9 protein-coding genes and 1 pseudogene are annotated in these 11723 nt (G+C 64.3%); 5 read left to right on the top strand and 5 right to left on the bottom strand.

The window, feature by feature from the left end; translation table 11 throughout:
- Positions 1-34: 34 nt before the first annotated feature.
- Positions 35-814 carry an ion transporter gene (locus tag J2X01_RS20270; RefSeq protein ID WP_310061784.1) on the top strand — a complete coding sequence of 260 codons (780 nt, stop codon included), beginning with the start codon at positions 35-37 and terminating at the stop codon, positions 812-814.
- Positions 815-818: 4 nt separating this feature from the next.
- On the opposite strand, the gene J2X01_RS20275 is transcribed toward J2X01_RS20270, so the two are convergent.
- Positions 819-1568, bottom strand: a complete 750-nt coding sequence (locus J2X01_RS20275; RefSeq protein WP_310061786.1) for a DUF4386 domain-containing protein — start codon at positions 1566-1568, stop codon at positions 819-821.
- 345 nt (positions 1569-1913) lie between these two features.
- Positions 1914-2126: a hypothetical protein gene (locus J2X01_RS20280; protein WP_310061788.1), complete on the bottom strand. Its 213-nt coding sequence runs from the start codon at positions 2124-2126 to the stop codon at positions 1914-1916.
- A 337-nt stretch (positions 2127-2463) separates the two neighbouring features.
- Here J2X01_RS20280 and J2X01_RS20285 point away from each other — a divergent pair, with 337 nt between their 5' ends.
- Positions 2464-3672 carry an MFS transporter gene (locus J2X01_RS20285; RefSeq protein WP_310061790.1) on the top strand — a complete coding sequence of 403 codons (1209 nt, stop codon included), beginning with the start codon at positions 2464-2466 and terminating at the stop codon, positions 3670-3672.
- 18 nt (positions 3673-3690) lie between these two features.
- Positions 3691-3771 (top strand): annotated as a pseudogene (locus J2X01_RS22080) (ABC transporter ATP-binding protein); the annotation flags it as partial.
- A gap of 107 nt (positions 3772-3878) precedes the next feature.
- Here the strand turns inward: J2X01_RS22080 and J2X01_RS20290 are convergent.
- The 3 genes from J2X01_RS20290 to J2X01_RS20300 all read right to left on the bottom strand — a co-directional run bounded on the left by J2X01_RS20290 (position 3879) and on the right by J2X01_RS20300 (position 8766).
- The gene (locus J2X01_RS20290; protein ID WP_310061793.1) at positions 3879-6386 is read right to left on the bottom strand and encodes a GcvT family protein; all 2508 of its coding nucleotides are present in this window, start codon (positions 6384-6386) and stop codon (positions 3879-3881) included.
- The gene (locus J2X01_RS20295; RefSeq protein ID WP_374725004.1) at positions 6383-8254 is read right to left on the bottom strand and encodes a BCCT family transporter; all 1872 of its coding nucleotides are present in this window, start codon (positions 8252-8254) and stop codon (positions 6383-6385) included. The genes J2X01_RS20290 and J2X01_RS20295 overlap by 4 nt, the downstream gene beginning before the upstream one ends.
- 161 nt (positions 8255-8415) lie before the next feature.
- Positions 8416-8766, bottom strand: coding sequence for a bifunctional 3-phenylpropionate/cinnamic acid dioxygenase ferredoxin subunit (locus tag J2X01_RS20300; protein ID WP_310061799.1), 351 nt, complete (start codon positions 8764-8766; stop codon positions 8416-8418).
- A gap of 246 nt (positions 8767-9012) precedes the next feature.
- On the opposite strand from J2X01_RS20300, the gene J2X01_RS20305 reads away from it, so the two are divergent.
- Complete coding sequence (locus J2X01_RS20305) at positions 9013-10248, top strand: NAD(P)/FAD-dependent oxidoreductase (RefSeq protein ID WP_310061802.1); 1236 nt, start codon at positions 9013-9015, stop codon at positions 10246-10248.
- Between the two features lie 87 nt (positions 10249-10335).
- Positions 10336-11565 (top strand): aromatic ring-hydroxylating oxygenase subunit alpha, encoded by a 1230-nt coding sequence (locus tag J2X01_RS20310; RefSeq protein WP_310061804.1) that lies wholly within the window; start codon positions 10336-10338, stop codon positions 11563-11565.
- Positions 11566-11723 lie beyond the last annotated feature (158 nt).

Raw genomic sequence — 11723 nt, forward strand, 5'->3', positions numbered from 1 at the left:
GGCTACACCCCCGCCTGCGTGCCAGAATCCTCACATGACCAAGGAACGCAGTGAACTGAAGAGCATCGGATACGAGATCTTCATCGGTATCCTTTCGATCCTGTCGATCGTCAATCTGGTGCTCTTGTATGCCGCGCAGGAGAAGTCGCTCGACACCGTGCTGACGGTGATGAACGGCCTTTTCAGCGTGATCTTCGTCGTCGACTTCCTCTACCGGATCGTCACCGCGCCATCGGCGGGCGCCTATTTCTTCAGGCACTTCGGCTGGGCCGACCTGTTGGCCAGCGTGCCTTTGGCGCAGTTCAAGATCCTGCGCGTCTTCCGGCTGGTCCGGGTGTACCGCCTGCTCCGCGACGTCGGCATCGGCACGGTCGGCCGCGCTCTGATCAAAGATCGGGCCGGCAGTTCCCTGTACATACTGCTGCTCATGGGCATTTTCGTGCTGGAATTCGGAAGCCTCACGATCCTCGGCGTCGAGGAGGGGGCTCCGGGGGCCAACATCACAACCGCCTCGGACGCCATCTGGTACACGATCGTCACGATCTCAACAGTCGGATACGGTGACCAATATCCGGTCACCGATGCGGGCCGCATGATCGGGACAGGCATCATCATCGTCGGTGTCGGCATCTTTGGCACATTCACCGGTTACCTGGCCAACTTCTTTTTGTCTCCCAAGAAGAAGGTCTCCGCACCGCCCGTCGATGCGGCTGACTCGAGGACCGCAACGGTCCAAGGGCTCCGCCTGAGCCTCGAAGAGTCCGAAGCAAAGCTCGCCGAGATCAGAAAGCTGCTTGCCGGGCCCAACCAGTGAATGTCTACCCTGCCGCGGGGTGCTCGGGCGTGGTGGGTCGGCCGGAGGAGTACTGCGGGGCGGGGCGGACCGGGTCCGGCCCATCCACACGAATGGGAAGTATCAAGATGGAGATGCCAAGGGCGGCGATCCATAGTCCCCAGCCGGTGCTGCCAATCAGGCCGGCCAGGTCCCAGACCGGAAATCCGGGGAGGGCGGTGGCGAGTATGTCGCCCTGGTTCAGGAGATAAAGCGTACTGACCGCCAGGCCGGTAGCTCCGAGCCAGCGCGGGAGGACTCTGCGGCGCAAAATGATCACGCAGAGCGTTACGGACCAGCCGATGATCAGCAGCTGACCTAGATGTTCGCCGAGAAGGGCCCCGCCAAACTGGTGCTGGGCGGTCCACGCGGCTTCCACGGCCGTCCGCGTCGCAGCGTCGCCGTCGCGGTGGGCGTCTGCCAGTGGTGGAACGACGAAGACCCAGCGCAGAAATCCGATCAACGACAGCAGTACCGAGGATCCGCCCGCCCAGGTCGCGATCTGCAGTGCCGTGTTCCGACGGAGGCCGAGCACTGAGGGTAGCAGCAGGACCGGTATCGCCAAGATTGCGTAAGTCCAGGCTGTCGCGAACCAGATCCAGACCAGGGCCGGGGCGCCGGCGGCGAACGCCGGCAAGACCACGCGCGCTGGCTCCCGCAGGATATCCGGCCAGTCGAATATTGCCGATAACGTGCTGGCAGCCGCCGCGAACGTCACGGCGCTGAGCACGAACATGCCACCCGTGAACCTCTTCAATCCTGTGCTTGTTGGTGCCACGATGACCTGCGATCTGCCCGGTGTAAACACAATGCGCGCCTAAGCTTCACAGTTCGCCGAACCATCAACATTGCACAGAGGCGAAAGCCCCACGCGCGCCCTTGACCAGCGGACGACGGCGGGAAGTTCCGCCGCCGTCCGCTGCGCCAGGGCTCAGCATGGTGTTCGTTCTGTGTGCTCGGGATCTCGGGTCGGCGGCTTAGGGGAGCGTGTACACGCGGCGGGCGTTGTCGTGGGCGATGAGTTGCACGATCTTGCGGGCGTCCGCCTCGGAACAGTCGTCGTCGTCGATCCATCCGCCGACTACTTTGGTGATGGCGTTGCGCCACAGTCTCGCGCCGACACCGCCGTGTGGATCCAGTGGGCAATGAGTGTCACGTCGGTGAGCTTCGCCTTGGTGCCGGTACGGGGTTTCTGCTGCCAGCGGCGGGCTGCTTCAGCGACCGCGGCGGGTGTCGGGCGGCTGAGATTCTGGTCGAATCCTGCGCGGTAGGCGAGAACTGTTTTGACGCCCACGGCCCCTCCCCGTCCAATGAAAGGGCTCGAAAGATGCGCCGACTCTAGGCTTGCGCCGCCGTCTCCATCACCTTCCTAACGTCAGGCGCGGCAGCGGTCACTGGCTAGCGACCATTCAAGCCTATGACGTTGCTGCTGACCGTGCTGGGGTGGCCGTCTGTCCCCGGGGAACTTCCGCACCAACGGCTCGAGCCGGCGCAAGGGACGGCAACCGGCTCGACATAAGGTAGGTTGACGGCAGATTGAATTGCCGAGTCAGAGACTACTTCTATCTGACAAACGCGAATTCGCAGGAGGCACGAGGGCGCTCCTCACCTCTCGAAGGATGGAAGAACGCATGATGCCTGCTGCCACCCAGACCGCGCCGGACCGCACTGCCAGATTCGGCTTCGCTTTCATCGGCGTTCTGCTCATCGCAGTCAACCTTCGGGTGTCCTTTGTCAGCGTGGGACCGGTACTCGGGAACATCAGCAGCGACCTTGAGTTATCCAGTGCCGCAGCTGGGTTCCTCGCAGGTCTTCCGCTCATTGCTTTTGCAGTCTTCTCCCCCGTGGCACCCGGCTTCGCTTCCCGTTTGGGTCTCGACCGGGCACTGTGGATGTCCTTGCTGATTTTGGCCTCGGGCATTGTGCTCCGCTCCTTACCGTTGCCCGGCGTCATCTGGGCGGGCACAGCACTGATCGGCGTGGCTATCGCATTTCTCAATGTCCTGGTGCCCTCCCTTGTTAAGCGGGACTTTCCGATGAGGGTCAGCCAGGTCACCGGAAGCTACACCGCCATGCAGGCTGCCTTCGCCGCGATCGGGGCAGCCGTCGTCGTTCCCGCGGCACAGACGTCCCCGGCGGGATGGCGTCTTGCCCTCGGAATCTGGGTGGGACTGGCTCTTATCGCCATGGCGGTGCTCCTGCCGTGGCTGCGCCGGCACGGGTCAGACGCCGCGCACGCCACCACCCCGGAGGTTCCCTACCGGTCGCCCTGGGCCTCAGCCTTGGGCTGGCAGGTGACAATCTTCATGGGACTTCAATCGATCGCCTTCTACGTCCTGATGGCATGGCTGCCCACCATCGAACAAAGCCAGGGGGTTCCCGCCACGACTGCGGGCGTCCATCTGTCCCTATTCCTGCTCATCAGCGTGTTCGCCAGCCTTGCCACAGGGGGGATCCTGCACCGCGGTTCGGACCAACGCCTTGTATCCTTCGCGAGCGGCGCGCTCACCTTCGTGACGTTTCTCGGGCTGGCACTTGCGCCGGACCTCATATTGCTGTGGGTCATTCTTGGGGCGATCGGGTGCGGGAGCCTCATTGTCATCGCTCTGTCGCTGTTCAGCCTCCGGACCGTGAATTACCCGCAGGCAGCGTCATTGTCAGGAATGGCGCAATCTGTCGGCTACGGTCTCGCCGCGGTGGGGCCGGTAATGTTCGGTGGGCTTCGCGACATGAGCGGCGGCTGGACGCTTCCGCTCCTCGTCACCGCGGGCATCATGGCGGTTCTCGCCGTGACGGGTCTGCTGGCCGGACGTGACCGGGTGATCAGCGGTTCGACGTGATTCGCTCTGTAAAGGGCTACCGGGGCGGGCAAGACCACGTTGGTGAACCTGATGATGCGCTTCTACGAGCTCGACGCAGGGTGGATCACGCTCGACGGAGCGGGAGACGCTGGCCACGGTCAGCCAACCCACTCGTTCGTCCGATCCACGAGAACGGCCCCGCGTCCCTTCCGGGAGGCGGGGCCGTTCATAGTGCGGAGGGGTCGTCAGCCCCGCAGGCGCTCCATGGCGGGATCGAAGAGCGGCTCGGCCGTGACGGTCGCGGCGACGCGCTTCCCGAAATACTCGACCTCCACGGCGTCACCGATCCCGACGCCGGCGGGCAGCCAGGCGTACGCGATCGGCTTCCGTACCGAGTAACCGTAGGCGGCGCTGGTGACGTAGCCGGCGGCCTCGCCGTTGACGTACACCGGCTCCTTGCCCAGCACTATGGAGGAGCCATCGTCCAGCGTGAGGCACCGCAGCGCCCGGGTGGCGGGCTGCGCCTTGCGGGCGGCCAGCGCCTCGGCGCCGACAAAGCCAACCTTGTCCTTGGCGACGGAGAAACCCAGGTCGGACTCGTAGGGGTGGTGCTCGGAGGTCATGTCCGTGCCCCACAGCCGGTAGCCCTTCTCGAGCCGCATGCTGTTGAACGCGCCGCGCCCGGCCGCGATAATCCCGTGTTCCTGGCCGGCCTCGAACAGCAGGTCCCAGAGCTTCAGCCCGTACTCTGCCGTGGTGTAGAGCTCCCAGCCGAGCTCGCCGACGTAGGAGAGCCGCATGGCCGTGACGGGGATCCCGCGCACCGAGATTTCCTTGGTGCGGAAGTATTTCAGGCCGTCGTTGGAGAGGTTGTCGCTGCTGACCTTGCCGATTACGTCACGTGCCAGCGGCCCCCAGAGCCCGATGCAGCAGGTGCTCCCGGTGATGTCCGAGACATGCACCCACCGGGCGGGATCCGCGGCCGACTGTTTTCTGGCCTCGACGCGCAGGTAGTCGAAGTCCACGTTGCTGTTCACGCCGAGCTGGAAGTGTTCCTCCGTAAGCCGGGCAACGGTCACATCGCTGCGGATGCCGCCGTCGTCCGCCAGCAGCAGGCAGTAGGTCACCGCGCCGGGCTTCTTGGCGATATTTCCGGTGCTGAGGCGCTGCAGCAGGGCCTGCGCCCCGGGACCGCTGACGGAAAGCCGCTTCAGCGGCGTCATGTCGTAAAGCCCGACGGCGGTGCGGGTCTTCCACGCTTCGGCCGCGGAGATGGGGGAGGAGAACGTGGCGGACCACTCGTCCCGCTCCGGCGGTTGCCATTCTGCCGGAAGCTCGGCCAGCAGGCCGCGGTTGGCCTCGAACCAGTGCGGCCGCTCCCAGCCGGCGGACTCCAGGAAGAACGCCCCGAGCTCTTTTTGCCGGACGTTGAACGGGCTGACCCGCAGGTCCCGTGGGGACTCCCTGGGCTGCAGCGGGTGCAGGATGTCGTAGATTTCCACGAAGTTCTGCTGGGACGTTTCGCTGACATAGTGGTCGCTGGTCTGGACCTTCTCGAAGCGGGTGAGCTCGCAGCCGTGCAGGTCCGTGCGGGACCCGCCCTCGATGAGCAGCTCCGCCATGGCCCTGGCAACGCCGGCCGAGTGGGTGACCCAGACGGCCTCGGCCACGAAGAAGCCCTCGACGTCGGGGGATTCGCCCATGAGCGGTCCGCTGTCGGGGGTGAAGGAGAAGATGCCGTTAAAGCCGTCCTCGATCTGGGCCCCTCGCAGGGCCGGGAGCAGGTCCTTGCTGTCCTCCCAGACGGGCAGGAAGTCCTCCAGAGTGAAGTCCAGCCGGGAGGGCATACGGTGATCGGACATCTCCGCGGCGCCCACCCGGGGGAGCTGGGCCATGTCCACGGGCATGGGGTGGTGGGCGTAGCTGCCGATGCCGATCCGGTCGCCGTGCTCGCGGTAGTACAGGTCCTTGTCCTGGTAGCGCAGGATGGGCAGGCGGGCGCCGTTGGGAAGCTCGTTCCGGCCCTTCAGCTCCGGCAGTGCCGTGGTCTTCACGTACTGGTGCGCGAGTGGCAGCAGCGGCACCTGCATGCCCACCATCTTGCCGAGCTCACGGCCCCAGAACCCGGCACACGACACCACGATGTCCGCCGGGATCACCCCTTCGGCCGTTTCGACGCCAGTGACTTTGCCGCCCGCCTGCTCGATGCCGGTCACGGCGGTGGAACCGAGATACGTGACTCCGGCCTCGCGGGTGCGGCTAATCAGCAGCTGGACGGCGCGGGCGGCAGAGGCCAGGCCGTCGGTAGGAACGTACAGGCCGCCGAGCACGCTCTTGCCCTTTGCGAAGGTGCCGGTGTTCAGCAGCGGGTAGTGCTTCTCGCACTCGTCGGGGTCGATGATCCGGCCTTCGATGCCCCAGGAGGTGGCGTACCCCAGCTTGCGCTTGAGGTCCTGCAGCCGCGCCTCGGTGGTGGCCAGCTCAAGTCCCCCCACCTGGTTGAAGCAGGCCACTCCGTCGGCGCTGACGGCGAGCAGCTTGTCCACGGTGTAGCTGGCAAACTCGGTCATGGTCTTGGACGGGTTGGTCTGGAACACCAGGCCGGGGGCATGCGAGGTGGATCCGCCGGCCAGCTCCAGCGGTCCTTGTTCCACCACTGTGATGTTGGTCCAGCCGCGGGTGGCGAGTTCGTCCGCGAGGTTGGTGCCGACGATGCCGGCGCCGATGATGACGACGCGTGGTGATGCGCTCATGATTGGTTCTCCTGGTTGGCTTGGCGGACGTTCGCTTCAGCGGAATGTAACGGTGCGGGTGTTGTTGAGCCGGACGGGGTAGTGGCGGTTGCGTCGACGGCGAGGCTGGCGTCGCCGGGGCAGCGTGCAGCCGTGGAACACCGGCCGTCGCAGTCGTGTTTGGTCACGAGCTCGAACTGCACGCCTCCGTGCTGCTCCACGCCCGTGCGGATGGCGCGTTCGACGACGGTAGTGGCCAGCCGTTGACGCAAGGCCAGCGGATCCCGGCGCAGGTCTCGTGTCAAGGCGACGCAGAGCAGCAGCATGACCACTACGAACGGCAGGGCCGCGACGATCGTGATGCGCTGCAGGCCGGACAACGCCTCCGACGGTTCATCCCCGCCGGCAAGGAGCATGACGGCTGCCACTGCGCCGGTCAGCAGGCCCCAGAAGATCACCAACCCGCGGCGGGGTTCGCTGGATCCGTTGGAGCTGAGGGAAGCCATGATGATGGACGCTGAGTCCGCTCCGGTGATGAAGAAGATTGCGACCAGTACCATCGCCAGGAGGATAACTGCTGCCGTGGCCCAGGCCGGCATGTTCAGGTTCTTGACCAGGTCGAAGAGGGCGCCGTCAAAGGATATGGAAGGTGCGCCGTCGACCATTGTGACCAGGCCGTCGGCGGGGTTCTCTGTCTTATCGGCCTGCTGCTGGATGCTGAAGGCAGTGCCGCCGAAGATGGCGAACCAGATCACGCTGACAATGCTGGGAACCAGCAGGACTCCGGTGACAAACTGCCGGATGGTGCGTCCCCGGCTGATGCGGGCGATGAACATCCCAACAAACGGTGTCCAGGACAGCCACCAGGCCCAGTAGAAGATGGTCCAGCTGGACATCCAGCTGCGCAGTGCCTCGTCGCCCACGGCTTCGGTTCGGGAGGACATTTCCGCCAGGTCCCTGGCGTAGTCGCCCACCGCGGCCGGAATGAGGTTGAGGATGAACAGGGTGGGGCCGGCAACGAAGACGATGAGTGCCAGGACGACGGCCAGCACCATGTTGATGTTGGACAGCCACTGGATGCCGCGGCTGATGCCGGAGACGGCGGAGGCCACGAAGCATGCGGTCAGGATGGCGACGATCAGCACGAGCACGGGGGTGCCGATTTCCCCGACCCAGCCGTTGGAAGTCAGGCCACTGCCGATCTGGAGGGCGCCAAGGCCCAGTGATGCAGCGGTGCCGAACAGGGTGGCGAAGATTGCCAGGACGTTGATGAACTTGCCCACCGGGCCTTCAACCATCCTGATGCCGAAGAGCGACGTGAACGCCGCAGAGATGAGCTGCTTGCGGCCCAGGCGGTAGCTGCCGTAGGCCATGGCGATTCCGACGACGGCGTACATGGCCCAGGGGTGCAGGGTCCAGTGGAAGATGGATGTGGCCATGGCGGTCTGGATGGCGGCCGGGGTCCTGCCGTCCACCGTTCCGGGCGGCGGCGAAACGTAGTGGTACAGGGGTTCTGCCACGCCGTAGAACATGAGGCCGATGCCCATGCCCGCGGCAAACATCATGGACACCCAGGAGACGGTGCGGAATTCAGGTTTTTCGCCGTCCTTGCCCAGCGGGATGTTGCCGAACTTGCCGAGGGCCAGCCATAGGACGAAGACCACGAAGAGCGAAGCGAGGACCATGAAGAGCCACCCGGTGTACTCCATGACCCAGTCAAGGGCGCCCTGAGATGTGGCAGCCAAGCTGTCCCTTCCGAGGAAACCCCACATCACGAACGCCACGGCGCACGCGCCCGTAATCCCGAACGTGACCTTATCCATGGTGAGTTTGCGGTTCCGGCGTTCAGTCACTGCCCGTTCGGTTTTGGTCTGGCGCAATTCCTGCATGATTTGCGCGGTGTCTTCGGCATCCGAGGGCGGATCTCGAAGTTCGTCGGTGACGGTAGTTGAAGGAATGGTATGCGGCCCGACATGATTGTCACTGTCCACGCGGGTTTCACTATTCAAAGCCATGAGCAAGTCCTCTGGTTCGGATGCACGGGCCGGCGCTAGACGTGGCCGTCCACTGTCAGGCCTGGCGGGAGGTTGGGAACCTCCGTTGATTCGGTGATCATTATGTCGCCGTCGATCACTGAGACTTCGTGGGAGCGGACCGGCAGCTTGGCCGGCGGAGCGTCAACGCCGCCCGTGCGCAGGTTAAACCTGGATGCATGGAGCGGGCATTCAACCCAGCAGTCCTCCACCCAGCCGTCGGCCAGGGACGCATCCTGGTGCGTGCAGGTGTCGTCAATGGCAAAAAGCTCGCCCTCCTCGGTGTGGAAGACGGCGATGGGCGGCGACGTATTCAAGCGCAGCGCCTCCCCGGGCGCCAGTTCGCTGAGCGGGCAGGCCTTGTGCATGAGGGACCTCTTCTTTGATGGGGGATCCTGGCGGTGCAATTGCCGCTGTACACGTTCCGCAATGAACAACAGCAATCGCCATAAGCAACAGAGTGCGCTAGGTCACACGGCTTGTCAAGGGTTTTTCCGCTGCTGCGGAGCTTCGACATTTAGCGAATCCATCCCTTGACAGTAAGGGCGGCGTCGATCATTCTGTTGCATATAGCGATTGTTGTTGCGTAGCGAGCAATTGAAAGAGGATTTTTAATGCAGATACTTGCGATTGTGGGAGCTTCCCTGGCAGGCCTTGCCGCCGCCCGGGCCGCCCGCGCCCAAGGCTTTACCGGTCGGCTGGTCATCATTGGCGATGAACCCCACCGCCCATACGACCGGCCCCCGCTCTCCAAGGACTTCCTGCTGGGCCGGATTGCGGCAGAGGATCTTTCCTTGGAATCGGACGCCGACGACCTGGACGCCGAATGGGTGTTGGGCGCCGGCGCCGCTTCCTTGGATGCCCAAGCCCGGACCATCACCCTCGGGGGCGGCCGCATCATTGAGGCGGACGGAATAGTGATCAGCACCGGTGCGAGGGCTCGGCAGCTGCCCACTCTGGCAGGCCTCAGCAATGTCTTCACCCTTCGAACTCTGGCTGACGCGCAGATCCTGTCTCCCGAGCTGGTGCCGGGAAGCAGAATGGCCGTGATCGGCGCCGGCTTCATCGGCGCGGAGGTGGCTGCCGCTGCGGCATCGCGGGGCATGGACGTGACCATGATCGACACGAAGCCCGTCCCATTCGCGGCCCAGCTCGGAACTGAGATGGGCGGTGTGGTGGCCGGGCTCCACGCTGCCAACGGGGTTGAACTCATTTCCTCCGCCGTTATAGAGGACTTCTACAGCGGCGAAGGCAATGTCACCGGCATGCGGCTGGCCGGCGGCCGCTATGTGCCCGCCGACGTCGTGGTGGTTGGCATTGGAGCCGAGCCAAACACCGGGTGGCTGGAGGGTTCCGGCCTGGAACTCCGCGACGGCGTGGTGTGTGATGCCATGGGCCGCACGAGCGTGCCGGGAATCGTGGCCGTGGGTGACTGTGCTGCGTGGTTCGACGCTGCAGCTGGAACGCATCGCCGGACGGAGCACTGGACGGGCGCACTGGAACGCGCAGCCGTGGCCGTCGAGGCCCTCCTGGATGCTGAGGCCGTATCGAGGCCGGCGAAACCGCAATACTTTTGGTCCGACCAGCACGGCGTCAAGCTGCAGTTCGCCGGCCACTCCGCCGGGTATGACCGGATCGAGATCGAGGCCGGCGACGTCGACAAGCACAGCTGCCTTGCCGTGTACTACCGTGCGGATGTTCCCGTGGCGGTCCTCGGCATGAACCAGCCCCGGCTGTTCACCAAGTGGAGGCGGCTGCTCGCTCTACCCGCCCATCCGCCCGGTCCGCACGTGGGCCTGGCGGTCTGTGCAGACGCGTCCTCGCTGCTGGCGGCCGCCGTCGTGTCCTGAAACCCTGAAATATCTCGCGCTGGATCCCCGTCCCTACAACATCCGGCTTTCGTTGTTTGTTGAACTTGTGTCCATAAGGAGGACAAATTGTCTGTTGAGGTTAGTGCCCCGAGTCTGATTCCCACCCTGCCCGGCTACACGTATGTGGATGAGTCCGTGTTCCGGGCGGAGCAGGAGCGGATCTTCGAGCAGATGTGGTTCTGCGCCATCCGTTCCGCTGACTTGGACAAGCCCGGTGCTTGGAAGACAGTGCAGATCGGGCGTGAGAGCGTGCTGATCAGCCGCACCCGCAAGGGCGCCATCCGCGCGTTCTACAACGTCTGCCGGCACCGCGGCGTGAAAATCTGCATGGAGGAACAGGGCGAAGTCGCCCGCTCCTTCCAGTGCCCCTACCACGCCTGGACCTACGATTTTGAGGGTAAACTCATCGCGGCGCCCAACCTCACCAAGATGCCGGATATTGACAGGGACGAGTACGGCCTGGTGAAAGTCCACCTCCGCGAGTACCTCGGCTACGTGTGGGTGTGCCTGGCCGATGAGCCGCCGTCATTCGAAGAAGAGGTCATGGGGGCCATCGAGGAACGGCTGGGAGATCTGAATGCGATCGAAGGTTACGACGTTGCCAACCTCAGCCTCGGCCGCCGCATCCGCTACGACGTGAAGGCAAACTGGAAGCTCATAATCGAGAACTTCATGGAGTGCTACCACTGCGCCACCATCCACCCGGAACTGACCGAGGTCCTGCCTGAGTTCGCCGACGGTCTGGCTGCCCAGTACTTCGTGGGCCACGGCGCGGAGTTCGGCGACGAGGTCAAGGGCTTCACCATCGACGGCTCCGAGGGCCTGGATGTCATTCCCGGCGTGGGCGAGGACCAGGACCGGCGCTACTACGCCATCACCATCAAACCCACGGTGTTTGTGAACCTGGTGCCGGACCACGTGATCATCCACCGCATGTTCCCGATGTCCGCGGACCACACCATTGTTGAATGCGACTGGCTGTACCTGCCCTCCGTGGTTGAGAGCGGCAAGGATGTCACGGCCTCGGTGGAACTTTTCCACAGGGTCAACATGCAGGACTTCGACGCCTGCGAACGCTGCCAGCCCGGCATGGCCTCGAAGACCTACGCCAAGGGCGGCGTGCTGGTCCCGAGCGAGCACCACATAAGCGCTTTCCACGACTGGGTACAGGAAAAGGTGGGTGACATACCCCAGTCAGGAGACGTGCGACTGGGCCTCACCGCCAACACCCCGCCGCTGGAGGAACGAGCGGAAACCTTAATACAGCCCGAGCCCTCGGCCAGCCTCGCCTCCTAAGGCTCCGCACACGACCAGACAGGAAATAAGCACCCTCGACTTCTGTCCGGGGTGCTTATTTGTGCGCTAGCCAATATGTCCTTGTCGGACGCCCGTTCCGGGCTGAAAATGGTGCCGTGGTCGCCTGTCAACGCCGTGTCTCTATGGTTCTTTCAGGC

This window comes from Arthrobacter ginsengisoli (assembly GCF_031456935.1).
Classification (GTDB): domain Bacteria; phylum Actinomycetota; class Actinomycetes; order Actinomycetales; family Micrococcaceae; genus Arthrobacter; species Arthrobacter ginsengisoli.

Excerpts from the sequence above, each read along its gene's own strand:
- J2X01_RS20275 (WP_310061786.1), bottom strand. The coding sequence starts at position 1,568 with ATGTTCGTGCTCAGCGCCGTGACGTTCGCGGCGGCTGCCAGCACGTTA.
- J2X01_RS20295 (WP_374725004.1), bottom strand. The coding sequence starts at position 8,254 with ATGCAGGAATTGCGCCAGACCAAAACCGAACGGGCAGTGACTGAACGC.
- J2X01_RS20270 (WP_310061784.1), top strand. The coding sequence starts at position 35 with ATGACCAAGGAACGCAGTGAACTGAAGAGCATCGGATACGAGATCTTC.
- J2X01_RS20290 (WP_310061793.1), bottom strand. The coding sequence starts at position 6,386 with ATGAGCGCATCACCACGCGTCGTCATCATCGGCGCCGGCATCGTCGGC.
- J2X01_RS20300 (WP_310061799.1), bottom strand. The coding sequence starts at position 8,766 with ATGCACAAGGCCTGCCCGCTCAGCGAACTGGCGCCCGGGGAGGCGCTG.
- J2X01_RS20305 (WP_310061802.1), top strand. The coding sequence starts at position 9,013 with ATGCAGATACTTGCGATTGTGGGAGCTTCCCTGGCAGGCCTTGCCGCC.
- J2X01_RS20285 (WP_310061790.1), top strand. The coding sequence starts at position 2,464 with ATGATGCCTGCTGCCACCCAGACCGCGCCGGACCGCACTGCCAGATTC.